Source organism: Rhodococcoides navarretei (genome assembly GCF_038069675.1).
GTDB classification, from domain to species: domain Bacteria; phylum Actinomycetota; class Actinomycetes; order Mycobacteriales; family Mycobacteriaceae; genus Rhodococcoides; species Rhodococcoides navarretei.
This window is the reverse complement of sequence record NZ_JBBPCN010000001.1, coordinates 4,440,672-4,465,044: the sequence shown is the minus strand read 5'-3', so window position 1 is coordinate 4,465,044 and position 24,373 is coordinate 4,440,672. Positions and strand designations below refer to the sequence as shown.

Sequence of the window (24,373 nt, the reverse complement as noted above, 5' to 3'; positions counted from 1 at the left end):
CTATCGGGCGGTGATGGTCGACTGCGGTGTCAGCGCAGCACCACCGCCACACCCTCGTACGGCTGCAGGGTCATCGGGAAGCTGTTCAGTTCGTCCACGGTGGCGATCTCGTTGTCGTCGAACACGTCGATGGCGCACGTGCCGGGGACCAGGTGCTTGGACTGAATGGTCGCGCTGATCTCCTCGGACGAGAAGTTCAGCACCGTCGCCTGAATGGTTCCCTGGCTGAGTTCGTGCACCATCACCAACAGTCCCTTGTGCGAGACCGTCGGAATGTCGATCTGCTGTGCGGTGGCGATGCCGAACTTGTTGCGCAGCTCGATGATTCGCGCCAACTGACGAGCGAACGAGTGCGGATCCGCCAGTTGCTCGGGAAGCGAGCCGTAAAGGCTGCGCCCGCGGGGGATGCCGGACTCCGAGCGGACGGCCTCGGGGAAGTACCCCATCAGATCGTGTGCGCCGCGGTTGAGCCACCGAGTGTCACCTTCGTGGATGAGATCCTCGACCTCGTCGGCGTCGATAGGCAGGATGCCCAGCAGATCCCAGCCGGACAGAGCGAACACGCCGGGCTGCAACGCGTTGTACATCGCGAGCAGCAAGTGGGCTCGCTTGACCGTCTCGATGTCGCGCTCGTCCATTCGATCGAGATCGCGAATACCGAGGGATGCAGTGATGACACTTGCTGTGGTGCAGGCGATTCCGTTGGTCGTGAAGGTTCGATTGTACGGTGCCCAGCGCCCGGTGAGGCGATCGGTCAGTTCGCCGCGGATGCGGTCGCCCAGGTCGCAACCCTTGACGGCCTCGCCGCCGTAGGTGAACTCGTCCTCGGCGTGCAGGGTGGCGAAGTGGATGAGCTCGAACGTCATCTCGTCGTGATTCTGCAGTGCGTGCACCAGAGACGCCGTGTCGACGCCGTGAGCGCGCGCCAGAGTCATGGTGAGCCTGAGGAACTCGGTGTTGCCCATGACGAGCGCATGCTGATAGGCCGGACGATTGATGAAGTCGTACGACAGGTCGGCACCGTTTTCGCCCATGGCCTTGATGTCGTCGATCGTCAGGTTCAACTCCTGGAAGGTGAACCCACCCATCTTGCGCACCACGCTGGCGATCAGGTGGTTCGCGGCCTCGGACAAGGGGTGGCCCTCGGACCAACCCGGCCCCTCGGCTCGACGCTCGACGCCGAGAAATCCGTTGGCGTCCAATCGCAGAGCGCCTGCACCCAGATCGGCGATGGAGTGGCACGCGTCGCCGATCACCAAACGCATGCCGGCGAAAGAGGGATCGAGCCAGTTGATCGACGGCTGACCGGCCTTGAAGTAGTGCAGGTACACCCAGCGACGTTCGACGCCGTCGATGCCGACGACGGGAGGTGTTGCGCTCCAGTTGGTTTCCTTCACGCCGAGCTCGTAGAAGATCACTCGTTGCAACTGGCCGATGATGTAGCCGGCGCGGGCGAGATTGGCCTCGGCCTCGGCGTCGATGTTCTGCGAATCGGCACCGGCGCGCACTCGTGGCAGCAGATGCCAGTCCTGCGGTTCGATCTCGACCATGTGATAGATGCCGGGATAGTCGGCCACGGCCATCTCGGCGAGGCGGAAGTCTGCACCCTTGCCGGTGTGGCCGGGCACGATGTCGTCGATGACGATCCCGTCGTACGCCGACGCCACCACGCAGAGGCGTCGGAACTCCTCCTCGGATCCGAACGCGGGGTCGATCTGCATGCCGATGCGGTCGAAGTGGCCGTCGACCGAGGGGGTCGGTCGCCAGCCGTGGATGCCGCCCGCGACCTTCACCGGGCCGGTATGCACTGCGGTGACACCGATTTCGGAGAATGCCTGCCACAGTTTCTCGTCGCCCAGAGTGCTCAGGAAGCTCGTCTGTGGGGCGTTGATCACGGAGATGGGGTACGCGGTGAACCACACCGGAGCTCGCTCCACGGCGGCGCGAGGGTCGGGGTCCGCGTACGGGTTCTGCCACATGCTGCCCTTGCCCGAGAGTTGCTCGGCAATGAGCTTGGCGTCCCGCAGCATCGACTGTTCGGTGAGCCAATCCACGTAATCGGGATTGGAGGCAACCGGCTCGCTGTCGGGCGTAGGGCTGTTGCTGCGGTTGGCGCGACGCACCGAAGGTCGAAGTGGTTTCGGGCGAGCCGGGTAGAACTTCTCGTCGTAGGTGATCTCGCTCGGTTCGTGCTGCACTTCGGGATCCATGTGCCTCCGTAGCCTCGCTTTTCCTCAACCCTACGTAGGGCGCGGCCGATCCGCAGGGTTGTGGTTCCCCTGATCGTCGAGCGGTGAAACCTCACTCGCCGACCGGTGAAACCTACGCCGAACTACACGGATGTGATTCGTCGGTGCCGTTTTCCTTCGATATGCGAACGTCATCGAATCGAGACCGCCTGGTGTGGAATGTCTGATTCGGATAGGCCATAGTGAGTCAGGTACCAACTGTCCCTTCAGTCACATCAGACTCATGGGTCACATCCCCTTCAGCTACAGGAGTTGTTCATGCGACGTCTTGCCCGCACATCGATCCTGGCCTCGACGGCCGCTCTGGCCGCCGCCATCGGTGCGGTTGCCATCGCACCCATCGCCTCCGCCGAGCCCGAGACCGAGCCCGCGATGCCACTCGGCTCCGCAGTCCTCGAAAGCCCCGACCTGGTGGTCACCATGGCTACCGTCTGCGACACCGATGTCGAGGACGCGCCCGAGGGCGGCGTCGTGGCACTGCAGGTCAAGGTCGACAACATCGGCGCGGACGACGCGTCGAACGTCAACGTCAACTACGGCGCGCTGCCGGGCGTCCAGGGTCAGAACACCGAGACGACCATCAAGGCAGGCGAGGCAATGACTTACACCGTGCCCTCCGTCGACCGCGAGTGGGTCGCTCGCCCCGCGGGCGCTGCGGCCTTCGCCAGCGCACTCGATGCCGATTTCATGAACAACATCACCGCCGGCCTGCTCAGCTACAGCTGCATCCCGGCACCCGTCGAGGAGCCTGCCGAGTAGTTCCTCTCCACGCTTTCTCCCCGCTGCGCCGCGACGATCCCCGCTGATCGTCGCGGCGTACTGCTGTGGAGGGGCTTCGCCCCATGTGCACAGAAGTTCGTAGCAGGGGTCGAGTTTCCACTCACCTGGGTCGTTCCGCAGGATTCGGCGCTTCGTCACGGCAGTATGAACTTGACGCTGCATCGATTTTATTCGACACTGTGTCGAGTAACGCCGCGCATCATCGCGGCTCCACTGAATGGAGGCACTCGTGAAGACGTTTTTCATCACCGGCGTGAGTAGTGGTTTGGGCCGTGCGTTCGCTGCAGGGGCATTGGAAGCCGGGCATCAGGTGGTCGGCACAGTGCGCAGACCCGAGGATGTCGACACGTTCGAGTCACTGTCTCCGGGGCGTGCCCATGCCCGCCGACTCGACGTGACCGACGATGCGGCGGTCGTGCGCACGGTGGGCGACATCGAGTCCACCGTCGGCCCCATCGATGTCGTCATCGCCAACGCTGGCTACGGCGTCGAGGGCACCTTCGAAGAAACGCCGTTGTCGGATTTGCGAGCGCAATTTGCGACCAACGTCTTCGGTGTTGCGGCGACATTGCAGGCCGCGCTGCCCTACATGCGGAAGCGCCGCGCCGGTCATCTGATGGCGGTGACGTCGATGGGAGGGCTGATGGCGGTTCCCGGAATGTCGGCGTATTGCGCGAGCAAGTTCGCCGTGGAGGGTCTGTTGGAGAGCATTCGCAAGGAGGTCGCCGCGTTCGGCGTTCACGTCACCGCTATCGAGCCGGGCTCGTTCCGCACCGATTGGGCCGGGCGCTCGATGACGCGCGCCGAGCGCTCCATCTCCGATTACGACGAGTTGTTCGACCCGATTCGTGCCGCACGAGTCGAGGCCAGCGGCAATCAGCTGGGCAACCCGGTCAAGGCAGCCGAGGCAGTCCTGGCAATACTGGACGAAGCCGATCCGCCGGCGCACCTCGTCCTGGGCTCGGATGCGCTGAGACTGATCGCCGCCGCCAGGACGGCGGTTGACGACGACATCAAGCGGTGGGAAAGCCTCTCGCGCAGTACCGATTTCGCCGACGGCGCACAATTGGCAGCGAAGTGATGGCACTGAGTTAGGGTGGCGACGGTGACCAAGACTTGGCCCTCACGTCGAACAACACCTGCCGTGCGCAAGGGCGACCTCCGAGAACGGCAGATCCTCGATGCGGCCGAGGAACTGTTGGCGACGCGCGGCTATGTGGAGATGACGGTCGGCGACATCGCCGCGGCGGCAGGGATCACCCGGGGAGCGCTGTACTTCTATTTCGCCTCCAAGCAGGACGTACTGATCGCCTTGGTGGCGCGGACCGTGCAAGCCCTGCAGGAGAAGTCGGGTGCGGCATTGACCGACACCGCGCCCGTGCACGAGGTGATCACCACAGCGCTCGAGCGCACTGCGCAGCTGTGGAGGGAGCACGGCCTGGTGATGCGCGCGGCGGTCGATCTCGGTTCCACCGTGCCCGAGATCGATGAGCTCTGGACGGGCACCGCCGATGTCTTCGCCGCAGCCATCACTGCAGTCCTCAGCCGAGGCGGCGTCCCGTCCGGGGATCGACCCGATGATGCTCCAGCGCTGGGGCGCGCCCTGTGCTGGATGATCGAGCGCAGCTTCTATCAGGCGTCCAGGAATTCGGTCGACGGTTTGGACGATGCCGCCAAGACGTGCCAGGCAGTGTGGCTGCGTATGGTGGAATCCCGTTGAGCCGCAGCGCTACTCGGTCCCAGAGGCTCGATTCGGCCGGCTCTTCGCCGAGCGTTTATCGAAGAAGAATCACACGACGGCTTCGTGCACCACATTCCTGGACACGACTTCCACGCGAGATGGTTGTGATCCCTCGGGTGCCGTCTACGTAGCCGCCGCGCGGCGAGGAAGAACTTCGACGCGTCGGCGCTGGGGAACAAATTCGCCACACCCTCCGTTGTGCAGGTCAGCAGCCTTGAGTGGATGAGGCTCAAGTTGGAAGTTGACGCGATAGACCGCGTTGTGCAAACTTGAGCGGAGTTCGCTCACCCAGGGACTGAACCCCAGCAATAACAGGAGGAAACATTATGGCTCGTGCGGTCGGTATCGACCTCGGGACCACCAACTCGGTCGTGTCCGTCCTCGAGGGCGGCGAACCGGTTGTCGTCGCCAACTCCGAGGGATCACGCACCACCCCGTCGATCGTCGCTTTCGCCAAGAACGGTGAAGTGCTGGTCGGCCAGTCCGCGAAGAACCAGGCGGTCACCAACGTCGATCGCACGATTCGTTCCGTGAAGCGCCACGTCGGCACGGACTGGACCGTGGAGATCGACGACAAGAAGTACACCCCTCAGGAGATCTCCGCGCGCACGCTGCAGAAGCTCAAGCGCGATGCCGAGGCCTACCTGGGTGAGGAAATCACCGACGCGGTCATCACCGTTCCCGCCTACTTCGAGGACGCACAGCGCCAGGCCACGAAGGAAGCCGGCCAGATCGCCGGACTCAACGTCCTGCGCATCGTCAACGAGCCCACCGCGGCAGCTCTCGCATACGGCCTGGACAAGGGCGACAGCGAGCAGACCATTCTCGTGTTCGACCTCGGCGGCGGCACGTTCGACGTCTCGCTGCTGGAAATCGGCGACGGCGTCGTCGAGGTCCGCGCGACGTCCGGCGACAACCACCTCGGTGGCGACGACTGGGACGAGCGCATCGTGACCTGGCTCGTCGACAAGTTCAAGGCTCAGAACGGCATCGATCTGACCAAGGACAAGATGGCGCTGCAGCGTCTGCGTGAGGCTGCCGAGAAGGCGAAGATCGAACTGTCCTCCGGGCAGAGCACCTCGATCAACCTCCCGTACATCACGGTCGACGGCGACAAGAACCCGCTGTTCCTCGACGAGCAGCTCAGCCGCTCCGAGTTCCAGAAGATCACCTCCGACCTGCTCGACCGCACCCGTGCGCCGTTCCAGGCAGTGGTCAAGGACTCCGGCATCGCCGTCAAGGACATCGACCACGTCGTGCTCGTCGGTGGTTCGACGCGTATGCCGGCAGTGTCCGAGCTGGTCAAGGAACTCTCCGGTGGACGCGAGCCCAACAAGGGCGTCAACCCGGACGAGGTCGTGGCCGTCGGCGCTGCACTGCAGGCCGGTGTCCTCAAGGGTGAGGTCAAGGACGTTCTGCTCCTCGACGTCACGCCGCTGTCCCTCGGCATCGAGACCAAGGGTGGCGTGATGACCAAGCTCATCGAGCGCAACACCACCATCCCGACGAAGCGTTCCGAGACCTTCACCACCGCTGACGACAATCAGCCCTCGGTGCAGATCCAGGTCTTCCAGGGTGAGCGCGAGATCGCCTCGCACAACAAGCTCCTCGGCTCCTTCGAGCTGACCGAGCTGCCCCCGGCTCCTCGCGGCGTCCCGCAGATCGAGGTCACCTTCGACATCGACGCGAACGGCATCGTGCACGTCACGGCCAAGGACAAGGGCACCGGCAAGGAAAACACGATCAAGATCCAGGACGGCTCCGGCTTGTCCAAGGAAGAGATCGACCGCATGGTCGCCGACGCGGAAGCTCACGCAGACGAAGACAAGGCTCGTCGCGAAGAGGCCGAGGTTCGCAACCAGGCAGAGTCGTTGGTCCACCAGACGGAGAAGTTCGTCAAGGACAACGAGGACAAGGTTGACGCCGAGCTCAAGGGACGCGTCGAAACCGCTATCGCCGACGCCAAGACGGCTCTCGCGGGCAGCGACATCTCGGCAGTCAAGGCCGCCGTGGAGAAGCTCTCGACCGAGTCGCAGGCTCTCGGCACCGCCATCTACGAGGCTCAGGCCAAGGAGCAGGGCGGCGCAGAGGGTGGCGCTCAGGCCGCTGACGACGGTGTCGTCGACGCAGAGGTTGTCGACGAGCCCGCCGACGACACGGACAAGAAGTGACGTCGGGTAACACCGAGCAAGAACCGGTCACTTTCGTGGACAAGCGGAAGATCGATCCCGAGACCGGTGAAGTACGGGAAGGTGACGCAGTGCCGGAGACCCTCGTGGGTGCCGGTACTGCGCCCCAGCCCGGCTCGGTGGACGAAGAGGGAATCGAAGCAGAGGTGGTCGAGGACCCGCGTGACACGCAGGTCGCCGAGCTCACCGCAGATCTGCAGCGCGTGTCGGCGGAGTACGCCAACTACCGGCGTCGTACCGACCGTGAGAAGCAGACCGGAGCGGAGAACGCGAAGGCGTCCGTCGTCTCGCAGCTTCTTCCGGTTCTCGACGACCTCGAGCGAGCTCGCCAGCACGGCGACCTCGAAACCGGACCACTCAAGTCGGTGGCAGACAAGCTGGCAGGGGTGTTCTCGAACATCGGCCTGTCCACCTTCGGAGCCGAGGGCGACGCCTTCGACCCGGCCATTCACGAGGCCGTCTCCCATGAGGGCGACGGCAGCAGTCCGGTCGTCGGAACGCTGATGCGTCCGGGCTACAAGCTCGGCGAACGCGTGCTGCGGACCGCAATGGTCGGCGTGGTCGACAGTGCAACAGAAGAATCGGATGCACCTGCGTCCGACGAGCAGTAAACAGACATAGCGCGAGAGGAGGAAACGCCCGGTGAGCCAGCGGGAGTGGATCGAGAAGGACTTCTACAAGGAGCTGGGCGTTTCCTCCAGCGCGTCTGCAGAAGAAATCAAGAAGGCGTACCGAAAGTTGGCTCGGGACAACCATCCCGACGCCAATCCTGGCAACACCTCGGCCGAGAACAAGTTCAAGGCGGTCAGCGAGGCGCATGCCGTTCTCGCCGACCCGGCCAAGCGCAAGGAATACGACGAAGCGCGACGACTGTTCGCCTCGGGCGGTTTCGGTAGCCGCGGTAGCGGTGGATTCTCGCCCGGCGCAGGCGGATTCGGCGGCGGTGGCCAGACCTTCGACGTTGGAGACATCTTCGGTCAAGGCGGCGGCGACGGCGGAATCGGCGACCTGTTCGGTGGCTTGTTCAACCGCGGTGGCGCGCAGCAGCGCACCCAGAGCAACCGGCCCCGACGCGGCAGCGACGTCGAGACCGAGACCTCGTTGCAGTTTCGTGAAGCGGCACAGGGCGTTACGGTCCCACTGAAGTTGACGAGCCCGTCCTCGTGCACCACCTGCCACGGCAGCGGTGCGAAGCCCGGCACCAGCCCGCGGGTGTGCCCCAGATGCAACGGCCAAGGCGTCGTCAACAGGAACCAAGGCGCATTCGGCTTCAGTGAGCCGTGTGACGACTGCCGTGGCAGCGGGTCCATCATCGACGACCCATGCGCCGACTGCCGTGGAACCGGAGTGCAGAACCGCACCCGCACCATCACCGTGCGCGTCCCGGCAGGCATCAGTGACGGGCAGAAGGTTCGGCTCGCCGGTCAAGGCGAGGCGGGGCTTCGCGGAGCACCGTCCGGCGACCTGTTCGTCACCGTTCGGGTCAAGCCCGACAAGGTGTTCGGCCGCACCGGCGACGACCTCACGGTCACCGTCCCGGTGAGTTACGGCGAACTGGTGCTCGGTACCACGTTGTCGGTGCCCACCCTCGAGGGGCGCGTCGGCGTGAAGGTTCCTCCGGGGACCGTCGACGGCCGGGTGCTGCGAGTGCGCGGACGCGGCATCCCGAAGAAATCCGGCACCGGTGATCTGATGGTGACCGTCAAAGTTGCCGTCCCGCAGAAACTGGACGATGCTGCTACCGACGCTCTGAAGAACTATCTGGAAGCCGAGAAGGCCAGCGGATTCGACCCGCGGGCCGGGTGGGCAGGTGTGTGATGTCGGTCCCTCCCGAGGGCGGATCTGCGAAATCCCGTGGTGGACAAGCTGACCCCGACGCGCAGGTCTTCGTGATTTCCGTCGCGGCGCAGTTGGCAGGCATGCACGCCCAGACACTGCGGACCTACGATCGACTCGGATTGGTCACTCCGCTTCGCACCACGGGTGGCGGTCGACGCTACTCGCCACGTGACGTCGCGCTGCTTCGCGAAGTGCAGCGACTCTCGCAGGACGAGGGCGTCAACCTCGCCGGCATCAAGCGCATCATCGAACTCACCAACCAGGTCGAGGCACTGCAGTCTCGAGTGTCCGAGTTGGCTCAGGAGTTGGCCAACGTGCACGCCAGCTATCGCCGCGACCTGGTGCCGATCCAACGCAATGCCCTGGTGGTCTGGAAGCCGAAACACCAGCGCTAGGTTCGCCTCGCGCAGAGTTCTCGCAAACGCGCGCGCATTTGTCAGGTGCGCGCATTCTCGTTCGCTATTCGGGTGAAATTTGGCAAACGCGCTCGCGTTTGCGGAGTCGAGCGGGTCGGCGACGGCGAACCTCGGGCAGGGTGGGCCCACCGGAGTCGAGCGGGTCCGCGGGAGCTGGCGGCGGGTCTCTGCCGCGCACATCCCCGCAAACGCGCGCGCATTTGTCAGGTGCGCGCATTCTCGTTCGCTGTTCGGGTGAAATTTGGCAAACGCGCTCGCGTTTGCGGAGTCGAGCGGGCACAGCGGTGGCCACCAGCGCTGAGTTTGCGAGACACCCGCCCCCGACCCCTATCCTGGTCGGCATGCAGGCGTGGAGTTCGACGGTCGTTCAATATCATCGCCTTCGGAACGATCTCGCCGTCATCAGACTCGAAGGCGACGCGGTGCCGTTCACCGCCGGTCAGTCGGTGTCGGTCACGGTTCCGCAGAATGCTGCTCTGACCCGGCGATACTCACCCGCGCTGCCGCCTTCGCGAGACGGCAAACTGGAGTTCCATGTCCGAGCCGTTCCGGCCGGATGGGTGAGCGGATCGATCGTCAACGAGACGCGGCCCGGTCATGTGTGGCAGATCAGCGATCCGCAGGGCGGACTGCATGTCGACGACTCGGGGCGCGACGTCGTCATGATCGCGGGCGGCACCGGCCTCGCTCCGTTGCGCGCGATTCTGCTGGACCTCACGCGATGGGAGCGGCCACCGAACGTGACGCTGTTCGTCGGCGGCAAGTCGCCTCGCGACCTGTATGCCGGGGACATGCTGTGGTTGATGGCGTCCGAACTGCCGTGGTTGACCGTCGTACCCGTCGTGGACCAATTGCACGAGCCATGGGCGTCGGATCGATGGAACGACCGCATTCATGCCGAGATCGGTTCCAGCGCATCGTTCTTCGAGCCCGAGCATTGCTGGGAAGGCAGTGTGGCAGACGTCGTCGCCACGCAGGGGCCGTTTACGGATCGCCAGATTCTGGTCTGTGGCTCACCGGGAATGGAAGCGGCGACCGTGCGCGCGCTCGTCGAGATCGGCACACCGCTCGACGCCATCCGCCGCTGACGCACCCCAATCGAGAAATCAGGGCAGCTGCAGAATTCGTCGCAGATGCGCCAGATCCGCCGCAGATACCGTCGTGAATTCCGGCGGAGGGGCGTCGGCGATCGTTCTTGCCTTCTCGGCAAGGCGGCGGCCGGTGTCGGTGAGTCCGATGATGCGGCGTCGGCGATCGGTGGGATCTTCGGTGCGCACTACCAATTCGCGCTTCTCGAGCTCGCGAACGTTGAGGGAAACGTACGGCGCATCGGACGCAAGAATCTCGGCCAGCTCGGTGACCGTCCGATCACCCGCCAGCAATTTGGTGAGCAATTTGGCGCGCAGAAAGCTCATGCCGGTGGCGTCGGCGACGGCTCGTCGGGTGTCGTGCTTCTCGAGCATCAGCGTGCGCATCTCGCGCCAGACGAGGGCCGCCTCCGAGGCGGTCATACGAGCACCGGCTGGTCGATTCGATCGGCGGTCGCCCTAGCCCACCGTCCGGTGGTGACCACGGCAAGAACGGTGACCACCACGCCTGCGCCCGCGATGACGAACCACGCAGGAACTGCGGCAGCGGTGAAGCCGTCGGAGATCTCACCGACGATGCCGGCGGTGACGATGGCACCGACGACGGCCACGCCCAGCGACTGGCCCACCTGCCTGCTGGTCGACGCGATGGCGGATGCCACCCCGGCCTGGCTGCGCGGCATCCCGGACACGGCGGTGTTGGTGATCGGGGCGTTGACCATGCCGAAGGATATTCCGAAGATCACGTACGCGACGGCAAGCCACGCGAACGACGTCGTCGGTGTCAGTCGGGTGAGCATCAGCGCGGAGGTCACGAAGCCGATTCCCGCGACGAGCAGTGGTACGCGCGCGCCCATGGTGCCGACGATGCGGCCCGAGATCGGCGCGAAGATCAGCGTCATCAAGGCCATCGGCAGAGTGTAGAGACCGGCATGCAGCGGCGAGTAACCACGCACGTCCTGCAGGTAGAGGGTGTTGAGGAAGAGGAATCCGCCGAGGGACGCGAATGCGCACACCGCGATCACGGTGGCTCCGCTGAACGGCGCGCTCCGGAAGAACTTCAGTTGGATCAGTGGTTCCTCGATCCGCGACTCGACCACCAGTAGCCCGACGAGAGAGCCGACGGCGACGGCACCGGTGAGCACGATCAGCGGTGATCCCCAGCCCTTCGCAGGCCCCTCGATGATGGTGAACACCAGAGACGCGAGGAACGCGAAGATGAGGAATTGGCCGACCGGATCGAACTTCCGCGCGTGCTCGGCCTTGGATTCCGGGACGAATTTGAGGGTCATCGCCAGCGCGAAGATACCGACGGGAACGTTGATCCAGAAGATCGACTGCCAGCCGGCACCGGTGACGAGCACGCCGCCGAGGGCAGGGCCCGCCGACATCGAGATGCCGACGACGGCACCCCACATGCCGATGGCTCCGGCGCGTTCTTTCGGATCGGTGAAGGTGTTGGTGATGATCGACATCGCGACGGGATTCATCATCGAGCCACCGACCGCCTGGAGCATGCGGAAGGCGACGAGCCAGCCGAGCGACGGCGCGACGCTGCACAGCAGGGAGCCGAGGACGAACGTTCCGGTGCCGATGAGGAAGAAGCGCTTGCGGCCGTACTTGTCGGCCATCGAGCCGCCGAGCATCAGCAGTGACGCCACGACCAGTGTGTATGCATCGATGATCCACTGCAGGCCAGAGACCGATGCATTCAGATCTGCGCGCATCGACGGCAGTGCGACGTTGACGATCGTGTTGTCGGTGCTGACGAGAAACAGGCTCAGGCAGCAGATGCCGAGCACGAGATACCGGTGTCGTCGAGTCAGCTCGGCCACGTTCGCCTCCGCGTTAATGCTTGTATTTCTATAACTATTACATGAGTACTCCTAAATTGTTCGACGAGCAAGTGAGCTGCAGGCAGGGCGCGCCCGATAGGGTGTGTGTCACAGACTTGCTCGACCCCGAAATGCTCGCTCGGTGAATGGAGAACAACAGTGGCTTCCGAGATCGCCCCAGGCGACCTGGTTCAGGCGTCCGGGCATGCCGGCCCGTGGAAGGTGCTCGAGATTCGTCAGGGTCTGGCGTTGCTCGAGCATCACGACGGGCACCGCTTGTCGGTACGCACCACCACGGTCCAGGTGGTGCGGAAGGCGTCGAGCAGTGAGAGTGCGGCCCGGCAGACCGAGGCGGATGTCGACAGCCCCTCACTATTCGACGAGAGTTGACCTACCGAGTTCTGCCGTCGGCGGCGTATTTCTGACGTAGCGACTTCGAGATCTGCTTGTACTCCCGCAACTTCTCTCTTCGCGCTCTCGCGTCGTGCCTCGAAGTTGCCCAGGCATTCTCCCGCAACAGTTTTCGGTAGTTGCCCAAGCGTCTCTCGGTGAGCTCGCCCGCATCGACGGCGGCGAGCACTGCGCACCCCGGTTCGCGTTCGTGCGCGCAGTCACCGAATCGACACGTCGCGGCCAGTTCGTCGATGTCGGAAAAGGCGCTCGCCACAGCATCTTCCGATCCCTGGACGCCAACGGAACGCAAACCCGGGGTGTCCAACAGCACCAGGCCCGAGGAAGGGGTCGGTACCAATTCCCGATGCGCCGTCGTGTGCCTGCCCTTGCTGTCAGCCGACCGGGTGGCACCGGTGGCGAACACCGAACCGCCCAACAGGGCGTTCCCGAGTGTCGACTTTCCGGATCCCGACGGCCCGATCAATGCGATCGTTCCGTGCAGATGTGCTGTCAGTGAGTCGATTCCGCCGTCCGACAGCGCGCTCGTGCTGCATACGGTGACGCCCGGTGCAGCTTCTAGCACCAGTTCTTCGTTAACGCTGCCGCTGTCGGCCTTGGTGATCGCGACAACCGGAACTGCGCCGCTGCCCCAGGCGAGGGTGATGTAGCGCTCGACGCGACCGAGGTCGAGGGCGGTGTCCGACGCGACCGTGACGACGACGGTGTCGACGTTGGCTCCGAGAACCTGTGTGTCGGAGGTGGTTCCGGCGGAGGCGCGTTCGATGGCCGTCTGGCGGGGAAGTGTGGCAACGAGCCTGAACGAGTCCAGTGTCACCCAATCGCCGGTGCAGATGCCGGTACCAGTGGCGCGGACGATGCCGCTATCGGTGATGGCGTCGAACTCACCGCGGTCGACGCGAACGACTCGGGCGAGAATTGTTTTCCGAGAGAGCTTTTCGAATTCGGTCAGCCAATGCTGATCGAGACCGTAATGGTCGAGTGGAGACATGCGAGATCCTTGGGGGAGGAGGAACGAGGGCTCGGGGGTGCAATCGTCCAGGTGGCCACGATGCCCACCTCCTCACGTGAAAACGCATGAAAAGAAACCGTCGACGGCAAAGTTACAGCCGTCGACGGTGGGAAGGAAAGCGATTTATCGCTGCGTGAGGTTCGTGCCCTCCGCCGGCGCTGCGAGTGCGGTCAGGAAGGAGCGGGCCCAGCGGTCGACGTCGTGCGCGAGCACCTGCCGACGCATGGCACGCATGTGGCGCTTTCCTGCCTCGGGTTCCTGCTCCAAGGCTCCGATGATCGCGTCCTTCACGCTGTCCAGGTCGTGTGGATTACACAGGTATGCCTGGCGCAGTTCGGCTGCGGCACCGGTGAATTCGCTGAGCACCAGAGAGCCGCCGAGATCGCTGCGGCAGGCCACGTACTCCTTGGCGACGAGGTTCATGCCGTCGCGCAGCGGCGTGACCAGCATGACGTCGGCGGCGACGAAATAGGCCAGCAGGTCGTCGCGGGGGATCGGCCGATGCAGGTAGTGCACCACGGGGTGGCCCACCTGGCCGTATTCACCGTTGATGCGGCCCACCTGTTGCTCGATCTCGCCGCGCATTGCGACGTAGCTCTCGACGCGTTCACGGCTGGGCGTCGCCAATTGCACGATGACGTTCTCGGCTGGATCGACGCGACCCTCTTCGAGCAGTTCGCGAAACGCGTTGAGTCGAACGTCGATTCCCTTGGTGTAGTCGAGGCGATCGACGCCGAGCATGATGCGCTTGGGGTTGCCCAGGTCCTTGCGCAGTTGCTTCGCGCGATCGCGGACGGCCTTGGAGCGCGACTTGGTGTCGAGGTCACCGGAGTCGATGGAGATCGGGAACGCGCCCACTCGCACGGTCCTGAAGCCGACCTGCACGACGCCCAACTTGGACCGCACGCCGACGGTTCCGCGGGACGTGGTTCCCCCGGCGAGGCGTCGGGCAAGGTAGAGGAAGTTCTGCGCACCGCCGGACAGGTGGAAACCGATGAGGTCGGCACCGAGCAGTCCCTCGACGATCTCGGTGCGCCACGGCATCTGCATGAACAGCTCGATCGGCGGGAACGGGATGTGCAGGAAGAACCCGATGGTCAGGTCGGGGCGCAGCATCCGCAGCATCTTCGGGACGAGCTGGAGCTGGTAGTCCTGGATCCAGACCGTCGCGCCCTGTGCTGCGGCCTCGGAGGTCTTCTCGGCGAAGCGGCGGTTGACCTCGACGTAGGCGTTCCACCAGTCGCGGTCGTACTCCGGCTTGACGATGACGTCGTGGTAGAGCGGCCACAGCGTCGCGTTGGAGAAGCCCTCGTAGTACTGGGTGTATTCCTTCTCGCTGATCGTCACCGGGCGCAGCTGTAGGCCGTCCTCGACGAAGGGCTCGACGTCGACGTCGGAAACGCCGACCCACCCCACCCACGCACCCTTGTTGGCACGCAGAATCGGTTCGAGAGCGGTGACCAACCCGCCAGGGCTTCGCTTCCATCGGGTGCTTCCATCGGGAAGCGTTTCCATATCGACCGGCAACCGGTTGGCTACGACGACAAAATCCGAACCCTGCGAGGCGTCAGCCACAACTGTCCAATCCGCTTGTAGATCCCTGGGGAAACAGCCCTGCGAAAACCTGTCAGTCGGTCTTCGCTACTGGATCTATACCCAACATCGACAGCAACATGCGGCATTCGTCGGCATCGGTTGCGTAGGCGGCGACGACGCGCTGAGCCTGGCTGGCCGTCTCGTACTCGAGTGGGACGATGTCTTCGTCGGCGATGTCGTTGTCGGTGGAGGTCTTGGCAGGCATGGTGTTCTCCGTACTCTCTGCTGGGCTTACACGGTGTTCGTTGGACCCGACTCTATGTAAATGTGGCGTCCCCTCGCCAGTTCCCGATGCCATAGGCTGCAGCAAATGACCGATTCTGTGCCGCTCCGCCATGCTCGGACAGTGGTGGAAGTGCCTCCTCCGGCCACCGGCTCCGCGATTCTGCGCCGCACCGTGCGACGGCATCGCACCCGCCTGATCGTCTCGTCACTGCTGTTCGGGGTGCATCAACTGTGCGAAACGATGGTCCCGGTGGCCATCGGACTGATCGTCTCGCGGGCCATCGACACCGGCGACGTGACCGCGATGATCGTCTCGCTGGTCGGTCTGGCGGCCTTGTTCGTCACTCTGTCGTACGCGTGGCGCATCGGTGCCCGCATCATCGTCGTCGCCATCGAGCGGGAGGCGCATCTGGTGCGCGTGGAGGTCGCTGGTCGCGTCCTCGATCCGCGGGGTGTGCGTACCGCCCTGTCGGCGGGGGAGCTGCTGACGGTCTCGACGTCCGACGCCGAGAAGGAATCCTGGATCCTCGATTTGATCGCCCGGGTCTTCGCGTCGGCGGTGGCGGTCGTCGCGTCCGCGGTGGCGCTGATCGTCATCGACGTTCCGCTCGGCCTCGCCGTCATCATCGGGACCCCGGTCATCCTGATCGCGCTGCAACGTCTCGCTCCGTTGCTCACCCGCGCCGCAACCGCGCAGCAGGCCGAGGTGGCCGGTGTGTCGGGTATGGCCACCGACCTGGTGAGCGGGGTACGGCCGCTGCGCGGAATCGGTGCCGAGAATGCCGCGACGCAGCGATTCGTGACGTCGAGTCGAACCGCATTGGCGGCGACTCTGAAGCTGGCTCGCGCGAACAACGTCTATCAGGGCCTGTCGGCGACGGTCAACGCGTTGCTTGCCGTCGGGATCGCCGGTACCGCAGGGTGGTTCGCGCTGCAGGGCCGCATTTCGGTCGGTGAGTTGATCACCGTCATCGGCCTTGCGCAGTTCGTCATCGAACCCCTGACCGGATTGGCGAGGATCCCCGGCGTCGTGGCAATGGTGCGCGGATCGGCCGACCGGTTGGCCCTGGTGCTCGGTGCAGAACACGTTCTGCCGCAGTCGGAGTCCGTGGTGCCCGCAGGCTCCGATCTCGGTGTCGACGGCGTTCGGTTCCGATCGCTCGATGGCCTGAGCTTCCGCGCAGAACCGGGTGAGATGCTCGGTGTGGTGGCCTACCGGCCGCAGGACGGGGAAGCGCTCGCTACGCTGCTGTCCGGTCAGATCTCCGACGCCGACTACACCGGATCGGTTCGTATCGGCGGGATTCCGGCAGAAGAGATCGATCTTCGATGCGCCCGCGAGACCGTTCTCGTCGAGCCCCACATCACTGATCTGTTCGCGGGCACCGTCCGCAGCAACGTCACCGCCGGCCGCGAGCGGCCCGACGCCGAACTCGATGTCGTGCTGCAGGCCTCCGCGGCCACCGACGTCGTCGAACTGCACGATGCCGGTCTCGATCATGCCGTCACCGACCGTGGAGCCAGCCTGTCCGGTGGGCAACGCCAGCGAGTCGCACTGGCGCGAGCATTGTCGGTCGACGCCCCGGTCCTGGTGCTGCACGACCCCACCACCGCCGTCGACGCCGTCACCGAGCACGCCATCGCGCGCGGTATCGCCGAACTCAGGCACACCGGAAACGCCTCGCAGACAACCATCCTCATCACCACGAGCCCTGCACTGCTGTCGGTGACCCATCGTGTTCTCGTCGTCGACGGCGGCCGCGTCGTCGCCGAGGGAACGCACCACGATCTCGCATCCTCGGACGCGCACTACAAGGACACGGTGCTGCGATGACCGCCCCCGAACTGCTTCCCATCGCCACCGGCGCGCGCTCCGGGAAGTGGCTACTGGAACAGCTGAAACTACGACGGGCGCGCACGGCGGTGACGCTGCTGCTCGGCGCAATTGCGGCGGCGATGTCGCTGGTGCCGGTCTATGTCTTCGGGGTCTTGGTCGACCGCGTCCGCGACGGTGCAGACCCGTCGGCGATCATCGGTGTCGTGGTGGTGATCTCGGTGGCTGCGGTGATCGGCGGCATCGTCACCGGGTTCAGCGGCTATCTCATCAGCTCTCTCGGTGAGGGCATTCTGGCGTCGCTGCGCGAGGCCGTCGTGCGGCGCGCACTCCATCTGCCCGTGGCCACGCTCGAGCGAGTCGGCAAGGGCGACTTGCTTTCCCGGGTGGGCGACGACGTCGCGGTGATGGCGAAATCGATCGGTGAGGTGATCCCACAGCTCGTCGGGGCCTTCCTGCTCGTGTGCCTGAGCATGATCACGATGCTCGGCATCGACTGGCGGCTCGGCCTGGCCGGGCTGGTCGCGTTGCCGATGTATGTCCTCGCGCTGCGCTGGTATCTGCCGCGCTCGGCCCCGAAGTACGCGGCCGAACGAGTGGCGATGGGCGAGCGGGCGCAGTCGTTCGTCAGCAGCATGCAGGGCGCGAAAACCGTTCGCGCGTACGGACTCGAGTCGGCGCATCTGAAAGAGATCGATCGGGCGTCGGCAAAGGCCCGCGACATCGGTGTCGACGTGTTCCGCCTGCTCACCCGATTCGCATCTCGGAACAATCGTGCCGAATGCGTCGGGCTGTCGGTGATCCTGTTGGCCGGATTCCTGCTCGTGCGCGGCGATTACGTCACCGTCGGCGAGACGACGGCCGCTGCACTGCTGTTCCACCGGCTGTTCAATCCGATCGGCACGCTGCTGTTCACATTCGACGACATCCAGTCCGCCGGAGCTTCTCTGGCCCGGCTGGTCGGTGTCATCGACATCCCCGACGAGCGACCCGTGGGTGACGGTTCCGTGCCTGCCGACGCCACCTTGGACGTCACCGATCTGCGGCACGAGTACGAGTCCGGCCACGAGGTGCTGCACGGAGTGAACCTGCGGGTCGACGCCGGTGAGACCGTCGCACTCGTCGGATCCACCGGCGCAGGCAAATCCACGATCGCGGCGATCGCGGCCGGCTCGATGGCGTCGACGTCGGGAACGGTTCGAGTCGGTGGCGCACCGCTGGATGCACTGGGCAGCGACGGACTACGTCGGCACGTGGCGATCGTCAGCCAGGAAGTGCACGTGTTCGCCGGCCGATTGATCGACGACGTGCTACTCGCCGCCCCGGACGCCGGTCGTGGCGACGTCGAGGCCGCACTGCGCACCGTGGGAGCGTGGGGGTGGGCCGAGGCGCTCGAGAGCGGCCTCGACACTGTCGTCGGCGAGGGCGGGCACCAATTGACAGCTGCTCAGTCGCAGCAATTGGCCTTGGCGCGACTGGTTCTCGCCGATCCGGCCGTCGCCGTGCTGGACGAGGCCACCGCGGAAGCGGGCAGTTCCGGCGCGCGAGACCTCGAAGCGGCGGCCGAGGCAGCGACCAGGGGGCGCAGCACGTTGATCGTCGCGCATCGTCTCACTCAGGCTGCTGCTGCCGACCGCGTGGTGGTGCTCGAACACGGCAGAATTCTGGAGCAGGGTCCGCACGACGAGCTGGTCGCTGCCGGTGGCCGATACGCACAGCTGTGGGAGGCGTGGCAGGGCCGCTGATCGGTTTAGCTATTTGCCTATAGGTGTTAGTTTCGGCTACCGTCTTCTCGTACAGAGGAGGTCGACATGGCACGCGCAGGATTGACCGCGCAGCGCATCGTGGCAGCAGGAGCGGATCTGGCCGATGAGGTCGGCTTCGATCGCGTCACGGCCAGTGAGATAGCCAGGCGCTTCGACGTCAAGGTGGCGAGCCTGTATTCGCACCTGAAGAACGCGCACGAGTTGAACGTCGGGATCGCACTGTTGGCGTTGGAGGAACTGGCCGATCGGGTGTCCGAGGCCCTGGCGGGCCGAGCAGGCAAGGATGCCTTGGTTGCCGTCGCCAACGCGTATCTCGACTATTCGCGCGAACACCCCGGTCGCTATGCGGCGACGCAGTTTCCGCTCGATCACGAGACCGCTCTTGCGAGTGCGGGAGTGCGTCACTCGGCGATGATGAAGGCGATTCTCCGCGGGTACGAGCTCGGCGAAGAGGATCAGGTACACGCAGTTCGATTGCTCGGCAGTGTCTTTCACGGCTACGCCAGCCTCGATGCGTCGGGCTCGTTCGCTCACAGTGCACCCGACTCGCAGCAGTCCTGGGCTCGCATCCTCGACGGAATCGACACACTCCTACAGCACTGGAGGCAGTGACATGGAACCGATCTCCGAACGCGACATCAGGTCGTCGTTCGTCAACTCGTCCAAGGGCGACGCCGGCAGGCTCTCCCTTCCCGAGATGTTCGACGCCGTGCCGTGGGACGATCTCGACTTTCTCGGTTGGGTCGACCCCAAGATGGCAGGGCGCTGCTACATCGTCGTCCCTTCGGGAGATCGCCTGTGCGGAATCTCGTTGCGCTACACACCGGGTGGGCCACGCAAGGCTCAGATGTGCAGTATCTGCCTCACCACGCACGCCAACGGCGGAGTGTCGCTGATGGCTGCCGCGAAGGCCGGCGAATCCGGCAGGCGTGGCAACACGGTGGGCACCTACATCTGCTCGGACCTCGCGTGCTCGCTCTACGCACGAAAGAAGAAGACCCCGGCGCTGGGTCGGCAATTCAAGGAAGACTTCGATGTCGAGACCCGAACCGCGGCAGTCGAAGACAACATTGCCGCGTTCCTCGCGCGCATCGAGGGCTGATCACCATGGGCGGGGACCGCGCGCCCCGATCGACGACTGCGCGCCCATACTCTGATGCGAGTAGGGGCGCGCAGTCGGTAAAGATGGTGTGAGGTCCTGCCCGGAGATCAGACCAGTCGAGGTCACTCGCCGATAAGTCTGAAGTCAGTCCTTGTTCTTCTCCGCGATGAACAGCTTCTCGATGCGCTCCGCCTCGTCCTTCTTGGCGGCGGCTTCGTCGGAACGCTCTGCAGCCTCGGCCAATTCGGCCTCGGACGGCGCTGCGGCCAGCTTCTCCTGCTTGTCGACCTGAGCCTGCTGAGCCTTCTTGCGATCCTCGGCGGCCTTTGCGGTGGCAGCGGCCTGCTCGTCGGCCTTCTTCTTCTTGGCAGCCGCTTCCCGCTCGGCTTCCTCAGCGGCCTCCCGCTTGCGCTGCTCGGCCTCCTGGCGCGCGTCACGTGCGGCTTCCTGGGCGGCAGCGTCGGCTGCACGACGATCCTTCTCGGCAGTCTCGCGAGCCGCCTTCAGGTCGTCGTTCGCAGCGGCCTTCTTGGCCCGAGCCTCGGCGTCGAGGCGCGCGGCCTCGGCACGGTTCTCGGTGCTGTCGACGAGGGTCTCACCGCGGTCTGCGAGGCTTCTGTCTCCCAACAGGTTTCCGACGGCGCGGTCGAGCGAGCCGAGGGTGTGCTCGTACACCAGGCGCGCGGGTGCTTCCGCGTTCATCTTCTCGACGACGTTGGTCTCGATGAGCTGCAACGGAATTCGAGCAATCTTGTACTGAATACGAAGAATGGTCAGTGGTATGGCTAGAACGCTCATGAAGCGAAACTCCTGTAATGCAGTAGTGGTTCAGGCTTGGTTGCGGAGCTCTTCGGCCTTCTTGCGATCGGCTTCGGCCTGTAGAAGAGCTTCCTGGTGCTTCTGCGCGGCGACCATTTCGTCCGAGTCCGCGGCGGCCTGCTCGATGCGTCGCTCCTCCGCGGCTTCGATCTGCTCGGCCGTTGCGTCGACCTCGGCGGCCTCTCGTTCCTGCGCCACGGCCTCACGCTTGTTCTGCTCGGCCGCAGCTACCTGCGTCTCGCGCACCCGGTCTGCCTGCGCCTCGGTCACCGCGGCGTTTTCTTCCGCGGCCTCACGTCGACTTTCCGCAGCCGTGCGCACGTCGGCCAGCTCCTCGCCGGCTTCGGTGGCCTGCGCCTCCGCTACCCGGTCGGTGGCGTGCGCCTCTTTGTGCTCGCGCGCTTGGGCGGCCTGTAACTGGCCCTCGGCTGTCAACGAGTCGTTGCCGGTGACCGCGCCCACGACCTCTTTGGCTTTGCCCTTGATTCCGTCGAGCAATCCCTTGCGTGCTTCGCCCGCTACGTTCTCGTCAGTCATGTAACCCAGGTACCCACTGGCTGTTCGAGTAACCCCGCGTCGGTGCCGAACGATACGATCGCCGACGAACGCATCAGCAGTGAGGAGAGGTATGCCTATCGCCAAGATCAACGGCATCGACGTGAATTACCAGGTCAAGGGCAGTGGCGACCTGGTAATTCTGATCATGGGCACCGGCAGCCCGGGCCGCGTGTGGGAACTGCATCAGGTGCCCGCGCTCACAGCAGCGGGTTTCCGGGTGTGCACGTTCGACAACCGCGGCATTGCTCCCTCGTCGGAGAGCTCGCACGGCATCACCATGGAGGACATGGTTGCCGACACAGCCGGCCTGATCGAGCTCGTCCGCAACGGCGACGAGAAGGCCTACGTGGTCGGAACGTCGATGGGCTCACGCGTCGCGCAGGAATTGGCTCTGAGTAGGCCCGACTTGGTGCGCAAGGCCGTGTTCCTCGCCGGTCATGCTCGCGTCGACGAATTCCAGAAGACTCTCGCCCACGGCGAGCGAGCACTGTACGACAAGCGCGTCGAGCTCCCCGGCACCTACTCGGCGGCGGTCACGGCGGTGATGAATCTGTCGCCCGCAACATTGCGTGATGCTCGCGGGGCACGCGACTGGCTGGACCTGTTCGAGTTCTCGGCTTCCTCGCCGTCCGCGGGCGTGCGTGCTCAGCTGGGGATGGAGGACGATTTCGATCGAACTGCGGCCTACCGTGGTGTGTCGGTGCCATGCCTGTCGGTCGGGTTCGCCGACGATCGGATGATCCCGCCCTACCTGGGCAAGGAGCTGGCCGACGCCATTCCCGGTGCCCGGTACGTGGAGATAGCCGACGCGGGACACTACGGATATCTCGAGCGCCCCGAGGCCGTCAACGCGGAACTGCTCGGCTTCTTGAAGGCCTGACGGCACCACGGCCCGACCTGCGTTGCTAGGGTCGTGGTGCACTTCACGGTGCAGACTTACCAACCAAACGTTCGCGACGAGTGAGGCGAGATGAGTACCAACCCGTTCGATGACGAAGACGGACGCTTCTTCGTGCTGGTCAACGACGAAGACCAGCATTCGCTGTGGCCGACGTTCTCCGAGGTCCCCAAGGGATGGCGTGTCGTCTTCGGTGAAGACACCCGCGCCGCGTGCTTGGAGTATGTCGAGAAGAACTGGACCGACATGCGTCCGCGCAGCCTGCGTGAGGCCATGGAGGCCGACGCGGCTGCACGCGCATCCGCTGAGGGATCACCCAGCACAGAGGCTTGAGTTCCGCCTCCTACGAAGGACTCGTACCGCGCCGCCGACGAACTGTCGGTCGGCGCGGTTCTTCTGTGCGGCGAAGCGTCGGGCGCAGTAGTTCCTCGGTGCGCGCGAGGATGCGTGGTCGACGCAGTGTGCGGGCACCCCATTCGCCCAGGGTCACGCCCGCGGCCAGCCCACAGCTGACACCCAACGCCGCGAACAGCGAGCTGATTCCGAGCAACAGTTGGTCGTTGAGGATCGCGTACAGACCGCGGTACAGCGACAGGCCGGGTAGCAGTGGCGTAATGCCCGCCACGGCGACGATCAACGGCGGAATCAGTGCGCGACGGGCCAACAGGCCGCCGGCAAGCCCGACGACGGTCGCCGCGATAGCCGAGGCGATGATCGGTCCGACGGTCAAGGTTTGAGACAGCAAGTACACGAGTGAGCCCGCGAAACCGCCCATGAACGCTGCCGGCAACGCACGCCGCTCGGCGTAGCTGGCCAGTGCGTAGAACAACGACGCCGCCGCACCCGCCAGCACCTTCGTCGGTACCTCCAAGATGTCCGGAGGGGCCAGGTTGCTGATCTGCGGAAGGTCGCTGCCGATGAGGGCGGCCAATCGCAGCGATGTCGCGACGCCGGCGATGATTCCAGCCGTCATCATCAACACCTCGAAGAACCTGGCCGACGCGGTGATGGGCGCACCGGTGATCGCGTCTTGAAACGTACCGACGAGCGAAAGGCCCGACAGCAACACGACAACTCCGGCCGCGATGATCTGCGACGGCGAGATGTTGATGTTCAGCTGGTCCTGAAAGTTGTAGAGGGTGATCGCCGGTGTTGCCGCCACGAAGCCACCGACGACCTGCTGGAAGAAGAACGGCAGACCCGCGCGGTTGAGCACGCGCCCGATGCGATCGATCACCATCGTGGTCAGGAAGCTGATGATGGCCACCAGCGGGCCACCACCGAGCAGGACACTGATGGCTGCGGCCATACCGGCCCAGGCGAGGGTCGCGATCCACCGGTTGTAGGGGTGCGAAGCTTTGGTGATCTCCTCGAGCCGGTCGAGTGCAGCGCTCGGCTGCAACATCTTGACGCGTACTGCGCGGATGAGACGGTCTACCTCGGCCAGACGTGTGAAGTCCATCGATCGGTAATTGACTATGCGCATCGTCGACGCCGGAGGACGCGTCGGGCCGCGGTGCGCGCTGAGGGTGATCGAGTTGTACGTGACGTCGACATCACAGCGCGCGAGGCCGTAGGTAGCGGCGATGTATTGCACCTGTGTCGCCGTGTCCACCGCGGACGTCCCCGAGGCCAACAGAACCTCGCCGACGCGAACCGCGAGGTCCAGGACCTCCGCGACCGTCGCATCGTCGGTCAGATCGATCGGACGAAGGGGCGACGGCGCTGCGGTCGGCGTATCGATGGTGGCCCGACGCTCACCGGTGAGACGGCTCAGCGAAGCCGTCAGGTCTTGCAGGAAAGTCATGACCGTCTTTACACGTAGCTGGGGTGATCCACCGACAAGGTACCTGTTGACACTGAGCGTCCGATGAACGGATATGCTGGCTTGGCTTCACTGCCTCCTTAGCTCAGCGGTAGAGCACTCGCCTTGTAAGCGAGCGGTCAACGGTTCAATCCCGTTAGGAGGCTCCACTGAAAAAGGGTTCTGAACTGGCTTTTTGAGCTACTAGTAA

General features: G+C 64.7%; 24 protein-coding genes and 1 tRNA gene. 16 read left to right on the top strand and 9 right to left on the bottom strand.

Annotation, left to right across the window (positions count from 1 at the left end; translation table 11 throughout):
• Nucleotides 1-29 precede the first annotated feature (29 nt).
• Nucleotides 30-2,210 (bottom strand): maltose alpha-D-glucosyltransferase, encoded by a 2,181-nt coding sequence (treS, locus tag AABD04_RS21105; protein WP_341442327.1) that lies wholly within the window; start codon nucleotides 2,208-2,210, stop codon nucleotides 30-32.
• A 297-nt stretch (nucleotides 2,211-2,507) separates the two neighbouring features.
• On the opposite strand from treS, the gene AABD04_RS21100 reads away from it, so the two are divergent.
• The 8 genes from AABD04_RS21100 to AABD04_RS21065 all read left to right on the top strand — a co-directional run bounded on the left by AABD04_RS21100 (nucleotide 2,508) and on the right by AABD04_RS21065 (nucleotide 10,302).
• A complete protein-coding gene (locus tag AABD04_RS21100) occupies nucleotides 2,508-3,008 on the top strand; it encodes a Pro-kumamolisin, activation domain family protein (protein WP_341442326.1) in 501 nt (166 codons plus the stop codon).
• 250 nt (nucleotides 3,009-3,258) lie between these two features.
• Nucleotides 3,259-4,110, top strand: coding sequence for an oxidoreductase (locus tag AABD04_RS21095; protein WP_341442325.1), 852 nt, complete (start codon nucleotides 3,259-3,261; stop codon nucleotides 4,108-4,110).
• A 24-nt stretch (nucleotides 4,111-4,134) separates the two neighbouring features.
• Nucleotides 4,135-4,749 carry a TetR/AcrR family transcriptional regulator gene (locus AABD04_RS21090; protein ID WP_341442324.1) on the top strand — a complete coding sequence of 205 codons (615 nt, stop codon included), beginning with the start codon at nucleotides 4,135-4,137 and terminating at the stop codon, nucleotides 4,747-4,749.
• Between the two features lie 347 nt (nucleotides 4,750-5,096).
• Nucleotides 5,097-6,941, top strand: coding sequence for a molecular chaperone DnaK (dnaK, locus tag AABD04_RS21085; RefSeq protein WP_341442323.1), 1,845 nt, complete (start codon nucleotides 5,097-5,099; stop codon nucleotides 6,939-6,941).
• Complete coding sequence (gene grpE, locus AABD04_RS21080) at nucleotides 6,938-7,570, top strand: nucleotide exchange factor GrpE (RefSeq protein WP_341442322.1); 633 nt, start codon at nucleotides 6,938-6,940, stop codon at nucleotides 7,568-7,570. Before dnaK ends, grpE begins: the two co-directional genes overlap by 4 nt.
• Nucleotides 7,571-7,601: 31 nt before the next feature.
• Nucleotides 7,602-8,777: a molecular chaperone DnaJ gene (gene dnaJ / locus AABD04_RS21075; protein WP_341442321.1), complete on the top strand. Its 1,176-nt coding sequence runs from the start codon at nucleotides 7,602-7,604 to the stop codon at nucleotides 8,775-8,777.
• Nucleotides 8,777-9,193, top strand: a complete 417-nt coding sequence (locus tag AABD04_RS21070) for a heat shock protein transcriptional repressor HspR (RefSeq protein WP_243596697.1) — start codon at nucleotides 8,777-8,779, stop codon at nucleotides 9,191-9,193. Before dnaJ ends, AABD04_RS21070 begins: the two co-directional genes overlap by 1 nt.
• A 362-nt stretch (nucleotides 9,194-9,555) precedes the next feature.
• Entirely contained in the window at nucleotides 9,556-10,302 is a 747-nt protein-coding gene (locus AABD04_RS21065) for an FAD-binding oxidoreductase (protein WP_341442320.1), read from the top strand.
• Nucleotides 10,303-10,320: 18 nt separating this feature from the next.
• Here AABD04_RS21065 and AABD04_RS21060 read toward each other — a convergent pair whose 3' ends face one another.
• On the bottom strand, nucleotides 10,321-10,725 hold the full coding sequence (locus AABD04_RS21060; RefSeq protein ID WP_341442319.1) for a MarR family winged helix-turn-helix transcriptional regulator: 405 nt from the start codon (nucleotides 10,723-10,725) through the stop codon (nucleotides 10,321-10,323).
• A complete protein-coding gene (locus AABD04_RS21055) occupies nucleotides 10,722-12,137 on the bottom strand; it encodes an MFS transporter (protein ID WP_341442318.1) in 1,416 nt (471 codons plus the stop codon). Before AABD04_RS21055 ends, AABD04_RS21060 begins: the two co-directional genes overlap by 4 nt.
• A gap of 159 nt (nucleotides 12,138-12,296) precedes the next feature.
• Here AABD04_RS21055 and AABD04_RS21050 point away from each other — a divergent pair, with 159 nt between their 5' ends.
• Complete coding sequence (locus tag AABD04_RS21050) at nucleotides 12,297-12,527, top strand: hypothetical protein (RefSeq protein WP_243596694.1); 231 nt, start codon at nucleotides 12,297-12,299, stop codon at nucleotides 12,525-12,527.
• Nucleotide 12,528: 1 nt separating this feature from the next.
• On the opposite strand, the gene rsgA is transcribed toward AABD04_RS21050, so the two are convergent.
• The 3 genes from rsgA to AABD04_RS21035 form a co-directional block, all read right to left on the bottom strand.
• Complete coding sequence (gene rsgA / locus AABD04_RS21045; protein WP_341442317.1) at nucleotides 12,529-13,539, bottom strand: ribosome small subunit-dependent GTPase A; 1,011 nt, start codon at nucleotides 13,537-13,539, stop codon at nucleotides 12,529-12,531.
• Nucleotides 13,540-13,683: 144 nt separating this feature from the next.
• A complete protein-coding gene (locus AABD04_RS21040; protein ID WP_341442316.1) occupies nucleotides 13,684-15,135 on the bottom strand; it encodes an alpha,alpha-trehalose-phosphate synthase (UDP-forming) in 1,452 nt (483 codons plus the stop codon).
• A gap of 52 nt (nucleotides 15,136-15,187) precedes the next feature.
• Nucleotides 15,188-15,361, bottom strand: coding sequence for a hypothetical protein (locus tag AABD04_RS21035; protein WP_008710019.1), 174 nt, complete (start codon nucleotides 15,359-15,361; stop codon nucleotides 15,188-15,190).
• Nucleotides 15,362-15,466: 105 nt separating this feature from the next.
• On the opposite strand from AABD04_RS21035, the gene AABD04_RS21030 reads away from it, so the two are divergent.
• The 4 genes from AABD04_RS21030 (at nucleotide 15,467) to AABD04_RS21015 (ending at nucleotide 20,083) form a co-directional block, all read left to right on the top strand.
• Entirely contained in the window at nucleotides 15,467-17,215 is a 1,749-nt protein-coding gene (locus AABD04_RS21030) for an ABC transporter ATP-binding protein (protein ID WP_341442315.1), read from the top strand.
• Nucleotides 17,212-18,960 carry an ABC transporter ATP-binding protein gene (locus AABD04_RS21025; protein ID WP_341442314.1) on the top strand — a complete coding sequence of 583 codons (1,749 nt, stop codon included), beginning with the start codon at nucleotides 17,212-17,214 and terminating at the stop codon, nucleotides 18,958-18,960. Before AABD04_RS21030 ends, AABD04_RS21025 begins: the two co-directional genes overlap by 4 nt.
• 66 nt (nucleotides 18,961-19,026) lie before the next feature.
• Nucleotides 19,027-19,593, top strand: coding sequence for a TetR/AcrR family transcriptional regulator (locus AABD04_RS21020; RefSeq protein WP_335740640.1), 567 nt, complete (start codon nucleotides 19,027-19,029; stop codon nucleotides 19,591-19,593).
• Between the two features lies 1 nt (nucleotide 19,594).
• Nucleotides 19,595-20,083, top strand: a complete 489-nt coding sequence (locus AABD04_RS21015) for an FBP domain-containing protein (RefSeq protein ID WP_341442313.1) — start codon at nucleotides 19,595-19,597, stop codon at nucleotides 20,081-20,083.
• A 144-nt stretch (nucleotides 20,084-20,227) separates the two neighbouring features.
• Here the strand turns inward: AABD04_RS21015 and AABD04_RS21010 are convergent, their stop codons facing one another.
• Nucleotides 20,228-20,881 (bottom strand): hypothetical protein, encoded by a 654-nt coding sequence (locus tag AABD04_RS21010; RefSeq protein ID WP_341442312.1) that lies wholly within the window; start codon nucleotides 20,879-20,881, stop codon nucleotides 20,228-20,230.
• Nucleotides 20,882-20,911: 30 nt separating this feature from the next.
• Complete coding sequence (locus AABD04_RS21005) at nucleotides 20,912-21,439, bottom strand: general stress protein CsbD (RefSeq protein WP_341442311.1); 528 nt, start codon at nucleotides 21,437-21,439, stop codon at nucleotides 20,912-20,914.
• Nucleotides 21,440-21,530: 91 nt separating this feature from the next.
• Between AABD04_RS21005 and AABD04_RS21000 the strand changes: the two genes are divergently transcribed.
• Together AABD04_RS21000 and AABD04_RS20995 are read left to right on the top strand one after the other, a co-directional pair.
• Nucleotides 21,531-22,340, top strand: a complete 810-nt coding sequence (locus AABD04_RS21000) for an alpha/beta fold hydrolase (RefSeq protein ID WP_341442310.1) — start codon at nucleotides 21,531-21,533, stop codon at nucleotides 22,338-22,340.
• Nucleotides 22,341-22,430: 90 nt separating this feature from the next.
• Nucleotides 22,431-22,691, top strand: coding sequence for an MbtH family protein (locus AABD04_RS20995; protein ID WP_341442309.1), 261 nt, complete (start codon nucleotides 22,431-22,433; stop codon nucleotides 22,689-22,691).
• 10 nt (nucleotides 22,692-22,701) lie between these two features.
• On the opposite strand, the gene AABD04_RS20990 is transcribed toward AABD04_RS20995, so the two are convergent.
• Nucleotides 22,702-24,165, bottom strand: a complete 1,464-nt coding sequence (locus AABD04_RS20990; RefSeq protein WP_341442308.1) for a threonine/serine exporter family protein — start codon at nucleotides 24,163-24,165, stop codon at nucleotides 22,702-22,704.
• A 92-nt stretch (nucleotides 24,166-24,257) separates the two neighbouring features.
• On the opposite strand from AABD04_RS20990, the gene AABD04_RS20985 reads away from it, so the two are divergent.
• A tRNA-Thr gene (locus tag AABD04_RS20985) sits at nucleotides 24,258-24,332 on the top strand.
• The last annotated feature ends 41 nt before the right edge of the window (nucleotides 24,333-24,373 follow it).

Coding starts and splice junctions, on each gene's coding strand:
- AABD04_RS21020 (WP_335740640.1), top strand. CDS start 19,027: ATGGCACGCGCAGGATTGACCGCGCAGCGCATCGTGGCAGCAGGAGCG.
- AABD04_RS21035 (WP_008710019.1), bottom strand. CDS start 15,361: ATGCCTGCCAAGACCTCCACCGACAACGACATCGCCGACGAAGACATC.
- treS (WP_341442327.1), bottom strand. CDS start 2,210: ATGGATCCCGAAGTGCAGCACGAACCGAGCGAGATCACCTACGACGAG.
- AABD04_RS21025 (WP_341442314.1), top strand. CDS start 17,212: ATGACCGCCCCCGAACTGCTTCCCATCGCCACCGGCGCGCGCTCCGGG.
- AABD04_RS21065 (WP_341442320.1), top strand. CDS start 9,556: ATGCAGGCGTGGAGTTCGACGGTCGTTCAATATCATCGCCTTCGGAAC.
- AABD04_RS21030 (WP_341442315.1), top strand. CDS start 15,467: ATGACCGATTCTGTGCCGCTCCGCCATGCTCGGACAGTGGTGGAAGTG.
- dnaK (WP_341442323.1), top strand. CDS start 5,097: ATGGCTCGTGCGGTCGGTATCGACCTCGGGACCACCAACTCGGTCGTG.
- AABD04_RS20990 (WP_341442308.1), bottom strand. CDS start 24,165: ATGACTTTCCTGCAAGACCTGACGGCTTCGCTGAGCCGTCTCACCGGT.
- AABD04_RS21015 (WP_341442313.1), top strand. CDS start 19,595: ATGGAACCGATCTCCGAACGCGACATCAGGTCGTCGTTCGTCAACTCG.
- AABD04_RS21070 (WP_243596697.1), top strand. CDS start 8,777: ATGTCGGTCCCTCCCGAGGGCGGATCTGCGAAATCCCGTGGTGGACAA.
- AABD04_RS21005 (WP_341442311.1), bottom strand. CDS start 21,439: ATGACTGACGAGAACGTAGCGGGCGAAGCACGCAAGGGATTGCTCGAC.
- AABD04_RS21000 (WP_341442310.1), top strand. CDS start 21,531: ATGCCTATCGCCAAGATCAACGGCATCGACGTGAATTACCAGGTCAAG.
- AABD04_RS20995 (WP_341442309.1), top strand. CDS start 22,431: ATGAGTACCAACCCGTTCGATGACGAAGACGGACGCTTCTTCGTGCTG.
- AABD04_RS21100 (WP_341442326.1), top strand. CDS start 2,508: ATGCGACGTCTTGCCCGCACATCGATCCTGGCCTCGACGGCCGCTCTG.
- AABD04_RS21010 (WP_341442312.1), bottom strand. CDS start 20,881: ATGAGCGTTCTAGCCATACCACTGACCATTCTTCGTATTCAGTACAAG.
- rsgA (WP_341442317.1), bottom strand. CDS start 13,539: ATGTCTCCACTCGACCATTACGGTCTCGATCAGCATTGGCTGACCGAA.
- AABD04_RS21060 (WP_341442319.1), bottom strand. CDS start 10,725: ATGACCGCCTCGGAGGCGGCCCTCGTCTGGCGCGAGATGCGCACGCTG.